Annotated in this window: 17 protein-coding genes; 14 read left to right on the top strand and 3 right to left on the bottom strand. The window is 50.4% G+C overall.

Annotation, left to right across the window (positions count from 1 at the left end):
• Positions 1–9: 9 nt before the first annotated feature.
• Together HJG54_RS23165 and HJG54_RS23160 are read right to left on the bottom strand one after the other, a co-directional pair.
• Positions 10–1884, bottom strand: a complete 1875-nt coding sequence (locus tag HJG54_RS23165) for an ABC transporter ATP-binding protein (protein WP_316431616.1) — start codon at positions 1882–1884, stop codon at positions 10–12.
• A gap of 285 nt (positions 1885–2169) precedes the next feature.
• Complete coding sequence (locus HJG54_RS23160) at positions 2170–2364, bottom strand: hypothetical protein (RefSeq protein WP_316431615.1); 195 nt, start codon at positions 2362–2364, stop codon at positions 2170–2172.
• 259 nt (positions 2365–2623) lie between these two features.
• Here HJG54_RS23160 and HJG54_RS23155 point away from each other — a divergent pair, with 259 nt between their 5' ends.
• Together HJG54_RS23155 and HJG54_RS23150 are read left to right on the top strand one after the other, a co-directional pair.
• Positions 2624–3133 carry a L,D-transpeptidase gene (locus HJG54_RS23155; protein WP_316431614.1) on the top strand — a complete coding sequence of 170 codons (510 nt, stop codon included), beginning with the start codon at positions 2624–2626 and terminating at the stop codon, positions 3131–3133.
• A 609-nt stretch (positions 3134–3742) separates the two neighbouring features.
• Complete coding sequence (locus HJG54_RS23150) at positions 3743–5086, top strand: hypothetical protein (RefSeq protein ID WP_316431613.1); 1344 nt, start codon at positions 3743–3745, stop codon at positions 5084–5086.
• Between the two features lie 87 nt (positions 5087–5173).
• Here HJG54_RS23150 and HJG54_RS23145 read toward each other — a convergent pair whose 3' ends face one another.
• Entirely contained in the window at positions 5174–5305 is a 132-nt protein-coding gene (locus HJG54_RS23145) for a hypothetical protein (protein ID WP_316431612.1), read from the bottom strand.
• Here HJG54_RS23145 and HJG54_RS23140 point away from each other — a divergent pair.
• The 12 genes from HJG54_RS23140 (at position 5304) to HJG54_RS23085 (ending at position 16103) form a co-directional block, all read left to right on the top strand.
• A complete protein-coding gene (locus tag HJG54_RS23140; protein ID WP_316431611.1) occupies positions 5304–6308 on the top strand; it encodes a helix-turn-helix transcriptional regulator in 1005 nt (334 codons plus the stop codon). The two genes, HJG54_RS23145 and HJG54_RS23140, sit on opposite strands and share 2 nt — an antisense overlap.
• A 182-nt stretch (positions 6309–6490) precedes the next feature.
• A complete protein-coding gene (gene cas6 / locus HJG54_RS23135) occupies positions 6491–7168 on the top strand; it encodes a type I-MYXAN CRISPR-associated protein Cas6/Cmx6 (RefSeq protein ID WP_316431610.1) in 678 nt (225 codons plus the stop codon).
• Entirely contained in the window at positions 7158–9386 is a 2229-nt protein-coding gene (cas3, locus tag HJG54_RS23130) for a CRISPR-associated helicase Cas3' (protein ID WP_316431609.1), read from the top strand. Before cas6 ends, cas3 begins: the two co-directional genes overlap by 11 nt.
• A 209-nt stretch (positions 9387–9595) precedes the next feature.
• Positions 9596–9838 carry a hypothetical protein gene (locus HJG54_RS23125; protein WP_316431608.1) on the top strand — a complete coding sequence of 81 codons (243 nt, stop codon included), beginning with the start codon at positions 9596–9598 and terminating at the stop codon, positions 9836–9838.
• 74 nt (positions 9839–9912) lie between these two features.
• Positions 9913–11385: a type I-MYXAN CRISPR-associated Cas8a1/Cmx1 gene (cas8a1, locus tag HJG54_RS23120; protein ID WP_316431607.1), complete on the top strand. Its 1473-nt coding sequence runs from the start codon at positions 9913–9915 to the stop codon at positions 11383–11385.
• A 32-nt stretch (positions 11386–11417) separates the two neighbouring features.
• Entirely contained in the window at positions 11418–12278 is an 861-nt protein-coding gene (gene cas7i / locus HJG54_RS23115; protein ID WP_316431606.1) for a type I-B CRISPR-associated protein Cas7/Cst2/DevR, read from the top strand.
• Between the two features lie 16 nt (positions 12279–12294).
• A complete protein-coding gene (locus tag HJG54_RS23110) occupies positions 12295–12531 on the top strand; it encodes a hypothetical protein (RefSeq protein ID WP_316431605.1) in 237 nt (78 codons plus the stop codon).
• Positions 12528–12788: a type II toxin-antitoxin system RelE family toxin gene (locus HJG54_RS23105; RefSeq protein WP_316431604.1), complete on the top strand. Its 261-nt coding sequence runs from the start codon at positions 12528–12530 to the stop codon at positions 12786–12788. Before HJG54_RS23110 ends, HJG54_RS23105 begins: the two co-directional genes overlap by 4 nt.
• Positions 12789–12805: 17 nt before the next feature.
• A complete protein-coding gene (gene cas5, locus HJG54_RS23100; RefSeq protein ID WP_316431603.1) occupies positions 12806–13477 on the top strand; it encodes a CRISPR-associated protein Cas5 in 672 nt (223 codons plus the stop codon).
• Positions 13478–13490: 13 nt separating this feature from the next.
• On the top strand, positions 13491–13829 hold the full coding sequence (locus tag HJG54_RS23095) for a hypothetical protein (protein WP_316431602.1): 339 nt from the start codon (positions 13491–13493) through the stop codon (positions 13827–13829).
• Entirely contained in the window at positions 13793–14236 is a 444-nt protein-coding gene (locus HJG54_RS23090) for a Uma2 family endonuclease (RefSeq protein ID WP_316435659.1), read from the top strand. The genes HJG54_RS23095 and HJG54_RS23090 overlap by 37 nt, the downstream gene beginning before the upstream one ends.
• A 187-nt stretch (positions 14237–14423) precedes the next feature.
• Complete coding sequence (locus HJG54_RS23085; protein ID WP_316431601.1) at positions 14424–16103, top strand: type I-MYXAN CRISPR-associated endonuclease Cas4/Cas1; 1680 nt, start codon at positions 14424–14426, stop codon at positions 16101–16103.

Raw genomic sequence — 16103 nt, 5'->3', positions numbered from 1 at the left:
GCCTCTACCTCAGGTTTCCAGGTAGCTGCTGGCCTGTCGCGTAAACATCTCGCAGTATCGCTGGCCGTTTGCCATCAGTTGGGTGTGGGTTCCGATTTCCAGGATTTTGCCCTGTTCCAGAACAACAATGCGATCGGCGAGCTTAGCGAGGGCAAGCCGATGGCTGACCACGATGGTGATTCTGCCTTGGGCAATTGTGCGGAAGATCTGATAGAGTTCGTGTTCGTTTTTCGGATCGAGGGCGGCAGTCGGCTCATCAAACACCAGCAGTTCTGCCTGGGAGCGCAGCAGAGATCGGGCGATGGAGATGCGCTGCCACTGCCCGCCGGATAGATCAATGCCTTCTTCAAGCTGTTTGCCTAGAGGTGTGTCAAGTCCATGGCTGAGTTTTTGAGGCAGGTGGGCGATTCCGGCTTCTTCCAGCACCGTTTGAATGGCGCGATCAGAATTTTGTTGCAACAAATCGCCCCAGCCAACATTCTCGCGCAGCGTGGCCGGAAAGCGAGCATAATCCTGCATCACTACCGCAATTTTTGCCCGCAGTTCGTTGAGATCTAGATCGCGATAGTCGTGATTGTTCCAGAGAATTGCGCCCTCGGTTGGGTCATAGAGGCGACAGAGCAGTTTGGCTAGGGTCGTTTTTCCGGCTCCGTTTTCACCCACTAGAGCAATCATTTCTCCGGGAGCAATCGTCAGGCTGATGTGCTGTAGGGTGGGCGTGTCGCTACCGGGGTAAGTAAAACTGAGATTTTTAACCTGAATGCCGCTGGTGCTTGAAGCCGATAGACGGAGCGGTTCAGGTATAGGACCACTGACAATCTGTGGCTGTAAATCTAGCAGTTCAAAAAAGGGCCGAGTGCCCAGCGAGGCATCATAGAGGCCGGTGAACGCAAAAACCAGAAAAAACACGCTCTGCCGCAGTTCCAGGATCAGTCCGGTAAACAGAGCCAAATCGCCAAAAGTATAGCGACGCCCCAGCACACCGAGGATGATGTAGACATAGGGAATGGCTGCACCAACACCGCTGACTAAGGACCAGATCATCGTTTGAATCGCGCCCTGACGCCGCACCTGCTGCATAGCCTGAAAAATCTGTTCAAACCGATCGCGCCATCGTTGCAGCAAAATCGATTGCAGCGAAAATAGCCGCAGTTCCTTGGCATAGGTATCCTCGGTCAAAACTTTGGCGTAAATTTCCATTTGGCGAGACAAACTGGCCTGGGTTTCTTCGATTCGCCAACTTTGCCTGTGATGTTTAACATCAAAATACATCGTTGGCACAAACCCGACCACAAGCACTAACGGAATCCACCAGGCAATCGACACCGACAGCAGCACCGACGGCACAAACCGCAACATTGAGATCATGATCTCAAGCAGCTTGAATGTAATTTCCTGCAGCTTCGGCAGGCTCTTTTCCTTCGTTAATGTGATCAGATTTAGCCGCTCTGGTGTCTCAAATAAAGCAATATCGTCGAAGGTTGCCACTTTTTCGATCATTTGTCCCTGAGCATAGCCTTTAACTCGATCGCGCAGGGCGGCAACAATGCTTGTCTGAATTGGTTGAAGTGAATCTACAACAATATTCAACAGAATCGTGATCACGATCGCTGTCAGCAGCAGCTGATTATTCAGCAAAATAGACAGAGGATCATCGGTTGTATTCACCGTCAGTAATCGGATCACTTCGTCAATTACAACTTTGCCAAAATAGAGTGCAATCGAAGGACCTGCTCCCAGCACTAAGTTCAGCAGCAGTAGATTGATCAGTTCTCGCGGAGCTGCTCGCAGCACTAGTGCCACACTGCGCCCAAAAATTTGTTGCACGCTCATTTCAGCCGATTGCTTTTCAGACCCAGCTTGAGTAGACGGAATAGATCTCATGGCAAACAAAATCCTTTCTCTGGGTGGTGAACTACCACCAGCGGGAGCGGTCAATGGCGGATAGGTCAGTTGCGCAGCAGTCAGAGTCTAGAGTTCAGAGCCTAGAGTAACGCCGACTAAGGCGCTCCGGCTAGTAAGAGGATAATCGGGACAGTCCTAGTCTAGGGAATAGCAGTAAAATGAGCAAAAGAGTGGTCAAAGTAGATTGTATTATTTCAGGTTACACTAATAATACAAGACTTTTCTCGAATCCACCAATAAATCAACCAATAAATTAGTCAATTCCTAAGTCATAGCTTTCGACCGAGTTTGCTGCAAGGTCGATGGAGCATAGGTCAGACTTAAGTCTTTCAAGAATTGCACAATTTCTGGTAAACGATTGGCAGGCTGTAATATCGGACCGACAAGTAACACCAGCATTATTACATGCAGGGTAATTTCACCTGCCGCTTCTGGTGTAAGAATCTTGACCCCAATCACTGCATCAGCCTTAGCAAGAAATATGATACAGAGCAAAATCAAACTAGAATAATTTAGTTAATGCTAAAGGTAATATTACTCGGCGGTTAACTGAAGAACGGTGACGCGAAGCCTCAATCTACAAAATATGCTTCAACTGGTCAAAACACACTCAAGCAAAAAATTAGCTCTTTAAGTGCAAAATTCCGGTTGATCTAGCAAAATTGATGTATATCGCTCCATATTGCTCCATATCGCTCAGGCAGTTCCGCAGAAGACCATGACTAGCCGCACTCATTCCAAGCATCAACTGGGACCGACCGCAGCCATGCTAGGGCTATCGCTGTTGATCTGGGGGGCTAGTATCGCTCATGAAATAGTGCCCGTTCAAGCTGAAACAACCACCGACACCAAAATGGCCGCCTTAAAACAGTCTTCAACCCGCTGGATTGAGGTGAATGTGAGTACGCAGCGGCTGATTGCCTGGGAAGGCGGAGTCCCCGTTTATGCTGTGATTGTTTCCACTGGCACAGATGACCATCCCACACCGCCCGGTACCTACACAATTCAGTCAAAACACCGCACAGCCCGGATGCAGGGAGACGACTACGATGTTCCCGATGTGCCGTTTACGATGTATTACTACGGCGGCTACGCGATTCATGGTGCCTATTGGCATCATCGTTTTGGCACCCCAGTCAGCCATGGCTGTGTGAATGTAGCAGTCAATCATGCCGAATGGTTATTCAATTGGGCCAGCATCGGCACCCCCGTCATAGTGCATTTCTAGTAGAAACGTTCCGATGGAACGTCTCCCATAAACCCGTTCCGATGGAACGTCTCCCATAAACCCGTTCCGATGGAACGTCTCCCATAAACCCGTTCCGATGGAACGTCTCCCATAAGAACGTTCCAATACAATGTGTCCCATAAGAACGTTTCGGTGGAACGTGTCCCGCAAGACCGTCCCAATGCGACGTTTTTCAAATCAATTTCGCAGGTCGTGACCGGAATCACAAATTCAGTTCCGTTTAATCACACGAGTTGGACCGTCCTGTCACCTGGATGTCGCAGGATAATCACAGGAATCATGTTGGGGCTATCACTCCCTTGTCTTGTAAAAACCGAGATACTACTCACGTGAGAACACGGAAGCGGATTACCACCTCAGAGAATGTTCTGATGTTGAATCTCGCAACCAAATCAGGGTGCATCTACAGCGTAGGGAGGTCGGAGCCTGCTATCTCGGACTTCCCTGCTTCTTTAGGCCCTATCTGCAAATTCGCCAAAGTTTTTGAATTTCAAAACTCGAAAGAAGTTTTCGGGTAGGCAGCTGGCCGGACGTTCAAAATCGAGACTCCTATACTGGAGGTAGATATCCCTTCAAGGACTCTCGACGATGAGTATGGCTGCAAATCCCGCCATTATGCGGGCCGTTGAAACGCTAGGCTACCGGGTGACAACAGGTGATGTTGCCTCGCAGGCTGGTCTAGATGTCAAACTGGTTGAACGCGATCTGCTAGCTTTGGCCTCGGAAGCAGGCGGTCACATGCAGGTAACGGAATCTGGCGAGATTGCCTACTTGTTTCCGCGCCATTTTCGCGACATTCTCCGCAGCAAATCTTGGCGACTGCGCTGGCAAGAGCGGCTTGGGAAAGTTTGGAATTTCATTTTCTACTTGATTCGAATTTCCTTTGGGATCTATTTAATTGCCTCGATTGCGCTGATCGGGATCGCGATCATGATCATTTTGGTGGCGCTGAGCAGCAGTCGCGATGGCGACAGTGGCGGCGGTGACTCCGGGGGAGGATTCATTCCAACAGGTGGGTTTGGCGGAAATTGGTTCTTTTTCTTCATGCCAGACTATTACGGCCCGCGCCGCTACGGGCGACCACGTGCTGTCAAACGCGGCAGCCGAGGCTATGAATCTAACCAATCGATGAATTTCCTGGAGGCGATTTTCTCGTTTCTGTTTGGCGATGGCAACCCCAATGCGGATCTAGACGAACGCCGCTGGCAAACGATTGCTAGCGTGATTCGCAATAATGGTGGAGCTGTCGTCGCGGAACAGATTGCCCCTTACCTGGATGATTTGGGCCATCAGTCGCAACAAGAATACGAAGACTACATGTTGCCGGTGCTCAGCCGCTTCAACGGACGGCCAGAAGTTAGCCCCACCGGTCAAATTGTCTATTACTTTCCGGAACTGCAAGTTACCGCCACTCGCTCCAAGCCACATCCGGTGTCGGCCTACTTAAAGGAACTACCGTGGCGCTTCAGTCAGGCCAGCAGCGGTCAAATTATCTTGGCGATTGGGCTGGGCGGCATCAACTTGATCGGCGCTCTGGCGCTGGGCCAACTGTTGGGGGATGGAGCGATCGCACAGGAGTTGGGTGGTTTGGTGGCTTTTGTTGCCAGTATTTACTGGCTACTGCTGGGGTACGGCACAGGTTTCTTGGGCATTCCGCTCGCTCGCTATTTCTGGATTCAGCGCCGCAATCGCAAAATTGAAACGCGCAACGATCAGCGCCAACTGCGAGCGATGGCTCTGAATCAAGCCGACGAAACGGTGCAGCAAAAACTCAGCTTTGCCCGCCAGTTTGCCGCCGAAACCGTAGTCAGCGAAGCCGATTTGGCCTACACCACCGAACAGGAGCTAACCGAACAGGAGCTACTGCAAGCCGACAAAATTGATGCAGAATGGCAGCGTCGATTAGAAGGCAGAAGCCAAGACAAAAATTAAACGCCCTCCGTGCCTCTGTGGTTCCTAATCGCTCCTCCCCAAATTGCAGCCAAATCCCCCCGAATCGCAGAACATCCACAGCATCACCTACGCCAAGCTACAAAAAAGAGCCAGCCCAGAGCCAAAATTTTCAAAAACTTTGCATCTCTTTTGCAAGGCGGCAGCATTTTTGCCGGGTTGCTTCTCTAGGATAGGAGCAGCTTCAACAATATGAACCATGTCTCGCCACCTCGAACGCCTCCTACAGCTCGATGCTCTGCTGCGCTCCCGCGAACGACACACAGCTGAAACTCTGGCTATTGCCTTAGAAGTCAGCGAACGCACGATCCGCAGTGACCTCGCTTTTCTGCGCGACCGCTACCACGCACCGCTGGAATTCAACAAAACGCAAGGCTACTACTACACTGACCCGGCATGGCGGTTGCCGACCATTACCCTCAGCCAAGGCGAACTGTTTGCCCTGACGCTAGGAGCCAGGATGCTCGAAGCCTATGCGGGGTCTGCCTATGCCACCGAACTGCGCTCAGCAATTTCTCGACTGGCGGAACGGTTGCCCGAACAAAGCTGGGTCGATCTTCAGCAGGTTGCAGATGAACGCATTTTGTTTCGTGCTGGAGCCACAATCGACCTTGACCCGGATGTCTGGCACCAGTTAGAAACAGCTTGCCGCACGCAAAAAACCGTGCAGATGACTTACTACACCGCCAGCCGCGACCATACTTCTGAACGCAAGCTGGACCCCTATATCCTGCACATCTATCGAGGTACAAACCCTTACGTGATTGGCTTCTGCCATCAGCGGCAGGAGATTCGCTGGTTTCGGGTAGACCGAATCAAGGCGCTCACTGTTTTGCAGGAAAGCTTTGTCCCCGACCCCACCTTTGATGCCAAAGACCATCTGGCGCTAATCTTTCAGCACGAGGCAGGCGGTATACCGCAGTCGGTGGTGATTTGGTTTGACGCCAAGACGGCTCCCTATGTGCGAGAGCGCCGCTGGCATCCGAGTCAGGACATCCAGGAACACCCAGACGGCTCGATGACGCTGCACCTGGTCGTCCGCGGACTGAACGATCTGAAGCGATGGGTGCTGGGATATGGGAAAGGGGCAATCGTGAAAGCTCCACCAGAGTTGGTGCAAATGGTGCGCGAGGAAGTTGCTGTTATGTATTGCCAATACGAGGTAAACCATGCTGCAAACGATGCGACCACCACGGACCGGTGAAGCGTAGAATGTCAGCAATTTTCCTGATCTAACCTTTACCATTCTGGAGGTGATGGAGGTGAAGCGAAGGACATGTGTGAAGAAACGATGAAGCGGGAATTCTCGAAGGTGGGGGGGTCGGTAGAGAAGCGAAAAGCAGTGAGTCAGCGATTCAAATTTGTCAGTGCAGAAGGAGATTCAACGTGAATTTTCTAGAGGTTCAATTTGCTCTACGGGGAAGAACATTACCGGCAGATCATAGCTATGCGCTCTATTCAGCCGTGAAACAATTGCTACCGAGCTACGCTCAGAAAAATCAGCAATCAGAGGAATCAGTAATTCCCATCAATCTTCCAGCCGATGTTCGACTGTGCAGCATCCCTGGCATTCCTGATAAAGATGGCATGATTTATTTGCATCGCGGTTCACGAATGCGGTTAAGATGTCCGGCTGAGCAGGTGCAATTCTGGTATCGCCTGCTGCAAAATCAGGTGCTTGATATTCGCGGGCATTTGATTCGATTGGTTCAGCCTCGGCTGACGTTGCCCCAACCCAGCGATACGCTCAAGGCCCGATTGGTCACATTTAAGCTAGAGGCAATTGACCATGCAGAGGTGCCGTACTACTTTTTGGAATCCTGTAAAAAAGGATTAGAACGCTTAGAAATTCGTGCCCAAGCCTCAATTGACAGCACAGCAGCAGGGGATTTAGCTCGACGAACGCTGCAAGTTAAAGACAAGAAAATCCTGGGCTACGGTGTGATTGTCGAAGGGCTGAGCGACGACGATTCGCTAAAGCTGCAATGGCATGGGCTAGGAGGGCGGCAGCATTTTGGTTGTGGTTGGTTTTACCCAGTGCGGGAGGAAGCCAATGATAGTTAAGCGCTCTGTGAAGCATCAACCCTTACGTCCGAAATTGCTGCTGGCAAAATCAAAGGAAACCCCCTGGAAAGGAGCATATACCTTAGCTGGGCATACGGCATCTGTGGTTGAAGCCGTGACTACGCTAATCGATGAGTTGGGGAACGAATTAATCAATCAGTTTGGGTTGCAGCAAAAACGCGAAACGCTACGGGCAACAGCTCGGTTAGCAGCATTTCTGCATGATTTAGGCAAAGCCAACGACCATTTTCAGGCGGTTGTTTACAAGCTGAAAAACCCAATCGAAAATCCACAGCTTATGCGACATGAGGCATTGTCGGTCTTGCTGGCATGGGAAATGCGTGACTGGTTAGCAAGCGGTGATGGAGATTTTGAGATTGCGCTGGCAGCCGCAGGCGGACATCACCTCAAGCTGGGTGGTGAAGGCGGCAAACAAACCGATCAGGTAGGTGAAATTCGCAATTCCGGAGTGGATGCATGGACTAGGGGCGATCGCGTTTTGCTGTACACGAACCATCAACACTTCACCGGGCTACTGCGCTACGGACAGAAGATTTGTGGACTGGCTGCCAACCTGCCGCAAACCTTACCGACAACCTGGACCATTGCAGACCTGAAGCAGCGGCGGCAACAGCTCTTACAAGAGTTCGCCACCTGGGATGCCGATCCAATCCTGACAGCAGTTGTCAAAGCGTTGCTTGTGGCAGGCGATACGAGCGGTTCGGCACTACCAGCCAACGATTTAGCGATCAAACCCTGGATTCAAACTCAAATTCGCTACACGCTCACGGAACCAGAGCTACAGCATGTGGTGGATGAGCGATTGCGGGGCGACCCGTTGCGTCCCTTTCAAGAGCAGTTAGAAAGCACGACCTCACGGGTAACGCTGGCGCGAGCGGGTTGTGGCACTGGTAAAACGCTAGGAGCCTACAACTGGGCAAAACGCCATGCTATAGGGCGCAAGCTGTTTTTCTGCTATCCCACCACGGGTACGAGTACCGAAGGCTTTCTCGACTATGTTCACGATAAAGTAGATTCCACCTTACTGCATACTCGCGCCGCCGTTGACTTGGAACATCTAGACTTGCATTCAACCGGCGATGACGATGATCTGGAAACGAAATTAGAATCCTTCAAGGCATGGAGCACCAAGGTCAGCATTTGCACCGTAGACACCGTATTGGGACTGCTGCAATGCAATCGTCGCCCGATGTATTGTTTTCCAGCGATCGCCCAAGCTGCGTTTGTGTTCGATGAAGTGCACTGCTATGACGACAAGTTGTTTGGCGCTCTGCTGCGATTCCTCGAAGTTGTAAAAGCACCGATTCTGCTGATGTCAGCCTCGTTTCTGCCCTGGCAGGTAAAGGCAATTGAAACGACTGTAGGTGAGTCTGTCCAGATGATTCAAGGACCAAAGGAACTGGAGATTCAGCCTCGGTATTGGTTTCATTATGTTGATGCCCCAAACTGGGATCGCGTCAAAGCTGAGTTTCAGCAGGGCGGCAAAATCCTCTGGGTGTGTAATCAGGTGAGCACGGCAATCGCGGTCTATCAGGAAGCTCAACAGCGCGGCTTGAAACCGTTGCTCTATCACAGTCGCTATAAATATGGTGATCGCGTTAATCATCATCGGGACGTGGTGGATCGGTTTAGGCAAGCGGGTCCGGTTATGGCAATTGCTACCCAGGTTGCCGAGATGTCATTAGATTTGTCTGCCACCTTGCTAGTGTCACAAATTGCGGATCCAGCAGGATTGATCCAACGGCTAGGACGGCTGAATCGTCGCTATTGTGGTCATGCGCTCGATGCGTTGTTTTACCCCGACGAAAAAGTGGGATTCCCCTACACACAGGATGAGCTTGATGCAGGGACAGCCCTGGTTCAACGTTTTGGCAAGGAAGTCTGTCAGGCAGATTTGGCACGGTGGCTAGCACAAACAGCGATACAGGGTCATCCAGATTACGGCTCTGTATGGCTTGATGGCGAGTGGCGCACCTATCCAACCTCGCTGCGGCAAGCTGGCTACACCACGACCGTGCTCCTAGAACAGGACGTGAAAACAGTAGAGAAATTGCCGGCAAAACTACTGCCGCGCTATACCGTGCCGTTGGTCGTGAACAGCAAGCAAACCAAAGGCTGGAAACGATGTCGGGGCTATCCGGTCGCTCCGGCGGATGCCTGGGGCTATTCAGCAGAGATTGGGGCGTATTCACTGTAAAAGGAGGAAGGTATGATGAATTTGTGCATATCTTCAATGCCAAAAGGCGTTGGGCACAGGTACGTTGCACCCTGGAATCTAGAACCTTCACTAGGTTTCGAAACCTTTGATGCCTTAAGGCGATTCAGCTTTAGGGTGCAACTTACCTCATCAAGAAAAATTGAGCTAGAATTCTGGAGTAGGCTAATCGTTACTTCAGGAAGATTGCAATGGGCGATCAAGACAGTTTGCCGAGGATTCGGAAAGAGCTTCACGAAATTGGGCAGGAAGCCTATCAGGTTGAATTGTTGTGCCCCCATTGCCAAAGCAAATTCCGAGAATTTTGGCAGCGTTTTGATTGGCTCGATTCCAAAGTACAAAGGCTTTCCTTCATTGAAGAAGAAAACGGTTACTTGCGATACCGAATTGACCGCTATCTGGATTTTGGCGAAGCCTTAGACGATCTTCGGTAATTTGGCAAGCCTGAAGAATAGCAATTTATGCGCTAATCCAGTAAATCCGATCGTAATGACTGGAGGTGATTATTTTGTCAGAACTTACGCTATCGATTTTTGACTCCAACACGCTATTACCCCACCGAGCTGGAATTGCAGGGTTGGCGCTAGCCTTATCGGTGATGAACCCATCCAATGCACCGTTGCAGTGGCAGGTTACAGAAGATGCTGTGACATTAGCCTGGGAAGGCAGCGATCTGGAAGCGGTGCAATGGTTGCTGCAACAAACCTATCGTGCAGAACAGGGGTATCTAGAAGTGCCTGCCCTCAAACTAGATGAGCAGGGGCGCTACATCTTCACCGAAGGCGTGATGGCCACGTTTTTGCAGCACAGCAAACAGCGTAATCGAGAGAAACAAACTGTTCCGCTCACATTCCTCATCGAAGAGGATAAGCCAGAAATTCGGATTGATTATCGTCCCGTAATTGATTGCTACTACACCCGTGATGTTAAAGAAGCGTTCAACAGTAAGGGCGCATTCAAATCAGAAATTCCGCTCAAGGGGCATCATCTACCCGGATTAGTGGAATGCTTCGTGAACGGGGCTTACATGGAATCGCCCACCGGGTTTCTGGCGTTGCTGTTTCTGCCGCTTGCCTGTGGCTATTACCAACTGCCAGGATATCGTTCAGCCTTGGTGATTCCGGAAGTCCGCAACCTGAAGCAATGGGTTAACCTACGGCGGCGAATGCCAGGACGCACCTATCGCAGTTTTCGCTCCAGCAGTGCTGGGGAATCTGCTTTGCACTTTTTGTTACAGGAAAAGCTGGTGGAAGATTCCCAACTGTTTCGGGTGGATTACTGTGAAGTGTATCAATTGGGTAGCCAGCCTTGGGATGGCAATCAATCTTACCTGAAGCAAGTGGTGCATCGAGTGCAGGTGAGCGACCAAGTTTTGGGCTTGTATGAAATTGCCTCCCGCCTGCTACCGCCCAGGGTCAAACTGCGGCAAGACGGTAACGGCACCTGGCTGGCAGAATCCAAAGTCCTAGCTTGGATTAGCGACAATTTGATTGCCAACCAAGCTTGGTACAGCGGCTTTTTCGAGTTTCGCAAAGCAACCCCAATTTATCCAGAAGATCGAAGAGGACTGATTGTGATGACTGAACACTTAACGCCCGATGAACAAGTGCTGTTTGATGCAGTGCAGGGTGCTTTTAGTGCCTATCTGCGAGATCAAATTCAACAAGCTAACCGGCAAGGACGACCGCTTGACTATGGACAAGTCACCGATAAGGTAATCTATCGCTTGCAGCGTCCGAGCACGCAGCAGGAATTTGCCACAGCACTGGTAGATTTCTTGAGCCAGTTCCGCAGTAAAGCCGCGAGAGCGTCAGGACCCCAGATTTTTTGGTGGCTGCACCAAGAAGCAAACTGGCGGAAGGCACGGGATTTGACACTGCTAGCGATTGCTACCTACAAAGGCAAATCGAAAGAGGAAGAAATTGTGATTGAACAAGAATTGACCGAGCAACCAATCGAAGAAACCGCTAACGTTCTGTAATTTATTCAATTGATTCATTAGGAGAAATTATCATGTCTATGCATTTGTTTGCCACCATTGTCACCGCTACGGCTGTTGCTGCCAATAACCGAGGAGAAGGAGACGGCAGTACATTATCAACGCTGCAAAAAATTACTCGTGGCAATGATCAGTACACTACGGTGAGTGCAGAAGCAATTCGTTGGGGACTGCGGGAGTATTTTCAGAACCACAATGAGTCTGCCACTAACCGCACTTTCGATTCGGACAGGGATAAATACAGCTTTAAGAGTGAGCAGTTTAGTGCTGAGAAATATATTGACGATGATCTGTTTGGCTATATGGATGCTAAGAAGGGGCAAGATAATAAAGATGCCACTACTAAGCGCCGTGGTGCTTTAGAAATCAGCCGTGCCATTAGCCTTGACCCCTACTGGGGCGACATTGCCTTTGGCTCCAAGGGTGGTGAGAAAGGCAAAACTTCGATCCACAGCACCGAAGTCCACTGCACGGCCTATCAGTACACGATTGCCCTCACGCCTGATAGCTTGAAAGACCCGAACCGAGCTGCACTGGCATTGGATGCAATTGGAGCTGTGCGTCATGTTGGCGGTAATCATGCCCGGTTTCTGTACGATTTCCGTCCTGAATCGATTGTGATTCGCGTTACGGAAGATCCCAGCCCTTGGATTATGGATATCTTCAAGCGAGTCGGAGATTCAGTAGGATGTACTCGCTTGGTGCGGTTGGTGGAAGTCGGTGATGTGAAAGCGAACGAATTGATTGTCGGTGGCGAAATTGCAGATACGCCCTATGGGGAAATGTTAGCAGACTTGGAGGTAAAGGTTTATCGTGGAGTCAAAGAAGCGATCGCGGCAGCGAAACAAAAGCTAACGATTCCTCAAACTGCTTAACTTAGGAGTCTGTCCCATGAGTTCCCTATCTGTTTCTAGTGAAGTCTTGGATGGTATCACTGCTCTAGCCCAGCAGTTTAACTTACCCACTGAGGAGTTTCTAACTCAAATTATTCAGGGCAAGTTGGTCATTATTGACGCTGACGAGCTAGAAGACTTGCTGGATGTAAAAGATGCCATTTTGGCAGAAGCCGATCCCAATAACCAAGAACGGGTCTCCTGGGGAGAGGTTAAGCAGGAGTTGAACTTGTGAGCCGTTATCGTATTGAGTTTTTGAAAACGGCCCAAAAAGAACTGCTTAAACTCCCGCAGGATGTTCAACGACGTATTGCGGCCAAAATTGACGCCCTTTCAGTTGATCCTCGTCCTCCAGACAGCAAAAAACTGAAAAACGGGAATGAGCGACTGCGCATACGAGTGGGAGACTATCGGATCATTTACCGCCTTGAGGAAGACCAGCTAGTCATCTTAGTCATCAAAATTGGTCATCGTTGTAACGTTTACCAGTAATCAAGATAAATCAAACTATGCAACTCTATCTCGATTGTCCCTGTACGAGCTTTCCGCGCAGCTTTGCTAGAGACTTTAAGGAAACCTATCGCTATCCACCTCCCTCCACCGTTTACGGATTGTTGCTCTCGCTCGTTGGTGAAGTGAACATGATGGCGCATGTGGGGGTGAAACTGGCGATTGGCATGATTGGGAATGATCCACCCATCTCGCGCATTGTGCGTAAGCAACGTCATCACAAATTCAGCCGTGATCACATGGGTATCTATCCCACCAGCAAGTTCTCCAAGCCGAACTACCACGAACTGCTAACCGATTTACAGGCAGTGGTTCAGATCGACTCTAGTGAAGAATCAGCCACCTTAAAGCTAGTGGAACGGGTTGCTATCGCCCTCTCTACACCAGAACAAATCACTCGTTTCGGTGGTCTGAGCTTGGGTGAATCTTGGGCAATGGTAAATGGGATTCGAGCCTATCGAGAGGCGGATGGTGAGATTCGCTGGTTGGTTAAAGACCTACGTGGATTGATCAGTTTACCCGTTTGGATCAATCGCCAAACGACGCAAGGAATATTTCAGCGCTTCTCAATTGCTGAACCTGGTGATGCATTCACAGATGCATGTTGGATACCCATTCAACCACCCGCAGCGCCTGCTACTAAAACCAAACGCAGCAAGAAATCGAGCTAATCATAGTGTTTCTGTGTATTACACCTCTGATCGCCATCAGGCGTTGTTCATTGCTTTGCAGCTTACCTTGCTACACTATAAGCAAATTCTCCGGCATGCCAAGCGTGAAATTTATGCCATGACTAACGCTCAAATCTTACCCGCTACTGATACCTGGGTAAAAGCCACCTGGGAAGACTATTTGCAGCAGATCGAGCAGCCAGGTTACGAAAAGGCGAAGGGTTACTATCTAGACGGGTGGATGCGGATTGAGATACTGCCAGTCGGCAGTGATCACGCAGGCGATCATACTCTGATTATCTTTGCAGTTAGTTTATTTGCAACACTGAAAAGCATTGCTGCGAAAGGTTAGACAACTGTACCTATCGCAAAGCAGGCAAGCAGGAATGTCAGCCGGATGTCTCCTATTACCTAAGGGAAAATGCTCGGATTATTCCTAGCGGTACGACAATAATCGACCTCGATCAGTATCCGCCTCCAGATTTGGTAATTGAAATCGCCAAAACCAGCATCATTGATGACCGTACCGCTAAACGCGAACTCTATGAAAGCCTCGGTGTCGCTGAGTATTGGGTTTTGGATGTTGAGAGGGTGCAGATTTTAGCCTACGAAATGATCGAGCGAGGCAGTCGCCGCATTAATGAATCGAAGGTTTTACCTGGATTGAGAATGGAGATTTTGGAGCAAGCGCTTCAGCAGAGCCGGGAGACGGATCAGTCACAGGTGGGGCAGTGGCTGATGCAGCAGTTTCAAGGGTAAGAAGCCAGTGATTTGCGATTGTCAAGCTTGAGTCTACAGAAATACATTTGTATTTACTATCTTAAAAACCGTAGAATTACAGAATTGCTGTTTGCGGAATCATCTGATTCGTTTCTGTATTGGTTAATCGTCAATCAACTATAGTTCATTCTTTTGTTCTTATTATTTTCCCAAATTATTTTTCGCTATGAATGGTTTAGAGTTACCTGATTCTGGGCAAGAAACGCTGCGAGTATCGTCACTACATGCCCTAGCCTACTGTCCGCGTTTGTTTTATCTCGAAGAAGTGGAAGAACTCTACGCGCAGGATGATGCTGTATTTGCCGGACGCAGGCTGCATGTGGAGATCGAAAAAGAGGAAGGGGATGAGTATGAATCTTTGATGCTGGAAAGTGAAGCGCTGGGGCTACGAGGCAAGGTGGATGCCCTCAGAACCCGCAGCGGTCAAACGATTCCCTACGAGCATAAGCGGGGACGCTGTCGTCGGGATGAACATAATCAACCGCAAGCATGGGACAGCGACCGGCTGCAAATTCTTGCCTATGCCTGTTTGATTGAAGCAGCTCTGGGCATCACGGTGACAGAAGGTCGAATTCGTTACCATGCCGATAATGTGCTGGTGAAGGTACCGCTGGATGAGCAGGGACGGCAGGAGGTGCGGCAGGCAATTCAACAGGCTCGTCAACTGCGTTGTTCTACCGAGCGTCCACCCGTGACGAGCAATGAGCGTTTATGTGTTCGCTGTTCGCTGGCGCCGGTTTGTCTACCGGAAGAAACGCGATTTGCCCAATTTGCCCAATTTACCCAAGATGAAGCAACGCAACCGACGCGGCTGTTTCCCGAAGATGATGATCGCGAGATTATTCATATCCTGGAACCGGGCGCTTGTGTGGGTAGGAGTGGCGACCAGATTAAAATCAACCGCAAGGATGAATCAGCAATCACCTTACCGGCGCGGCAGGTGGGGCAGATTGTGCTGCACAGCTACTCGCAGATTTCAACCCAAGCGCTGTATTTCTGTGCCGAGCAGCAAATTGGGGTGCATTTTATTTCTGGCGGCGGACGCTATCTCGGCAGTTTTAATACTCGACAGGGCAGTATTCAGCGGCGCATCCGGCAGTACCGAGCCTTGAGCAAGCCGGATATGAGTTTGAAGCTGGCGCGGCAACTAGTGTTGTGTCGTGGTCAAAGCCAACGCCGATTCTTGATGCGAGGACAGCGCAATCTGAATCAGGCCGCGGAGCGATTGCAGCAGACGATTGACCAGATGGAGCGACTGCTGAGACTGGTGCCGCAAGCCGAATCGTTGGACCGGCTGCTGGGGCTAGAAGGAAATTTGGCATCGCTTTACTTCGGAGCTTTACCTTGTTTGATTGGAGACCCTGTTCCGGCGGAGTTGCGATTTAATGGTCGCAATCGTCGCCCGCCGCGGGATCGGTTTAATGCGCTGCTGGGCTTCGGCTATGCGCTGCTGCTGAAGGATGTGATTAACAGCATTCTGGTGGTGGGGTTGGAGCCTGTCCTTGGCTTCTATCATCAACCGCGTACCCAAGCGCCGCCGTTGGGACTGGATCTGATGGAAATCTTCCGGGTGCCGCTGGTGGATATGCCGGTGATAGGAGCGGTGAATCGAGGACAGTGGGATATTAAGGAGGATTTTGAGGTGCACGGAAATCAGGTGTGGCTGAGCGACAGCGGACGCCGCAAGTTTATTAATCTGTATGAGCGCCGCAAGCAGGAAACCTGGAAACACCCAATTCTCAAATATTCCCTCACCTATCGCCGCTTGATGGAGCTGGAGGTGCGGCTGCTGGAGAAGGAATGGATGGATGAAGGGAACTTGTTTGGTCATCTGGTGATTCGCTGA

It is taken from the genome of Leptolyngbya sp. NK1-12, from assembly GCF_032598965.1.
Classification (GTDB): Bacteria; Cyanobacteriota; Cyanobacteriia; order Elainellales; family Elainellaceae; genus Elainella.
Note: the sequence above shows the minus strand (reverse complement) of the source record. Positions and strands in the feature narration are given on the sequence as shown.

Excerpts from the sequence above, each read along its gene's own strand:
- HJG54_RS23165 (WP_316431616.1), bottom strand. The coding sequence starts at position 1,884 with ATGAGATCTATTCCGTCTACTCAAGCTGGGTCTGAAAAGCAATCGGCT.
- HJG54_RS23155 (WP_316431614.1), top strand. The coding sequence starts at position 2,624 with ATGACTAGCCGCACTCATTCCAAGCATCAACTGGGACCGACCGCAGCC.
- HJG54_RS23150 (WP_316431613.1), top strand. The coding sequence starts at position 3,743 with ATGAGTATGGCTGCAAATCCCGCCATTATGCGGGCCGTTGAAACGCTA.
- HJG54_RS23140 (WP_316431611.1), top strand. The coding sequence starts at position 5,304 with ATGTCTCGCCACCTCGAACGCCTCCTACAGCTCGATGCTCTGCTGCGC.
- HJG54_RS23145 (WP_316431612.1), bottom strand. The coding sequence starts at position 5,305 with ATGGTTCATATTGTTGAAGCTGCTCCTATCCTAGAGAAGCAACCCGGC.
- cas3 (WP_316431609.1), top strand. The coding sequence starts at position 7,158 with ATGATAGTTAAGCGCTCTGTGAAGCATCAACCCTTACGTCCGAAATTG.
- HJG54_RS23125 (WP_316431608.1), top strand. The coding sequence starts at position 9,596 with ATGGGCGATCAAGACAGTTTGCCGAGGATTCGGAAAGAGCTTCACGAA.
- cas7i (WP_316431606.1), top strand. The coding sequence starts at position 11,418 with ATGTCTATGCATTTGTTTGCCACCATTGTCACCGCTACGGCTGTTGCT.
- HJG54_RS23110 (WP_316431605.1), top strand. The coding sequence starts at position 12,295 with ATGAGTTCCCTATCTGTTTCTAGTGAAGTCTTGGATGGTATCACTGCT.
- cas5 (WP_316431603.1), top strand. The coding sequence starts at position 12,806 with ATGCAACTCTATCTCGATTGTCCCTGTACGAGCTTTCCGCGCAGCTTT.
- HJG54_RS23085 (WP_316431601.1), top strand. The coding sequence starts at position 14,424 with ATGAATGGTTTAGAGTTACCTGATTCTGGGCAAGAAACGCTGCGAGTA.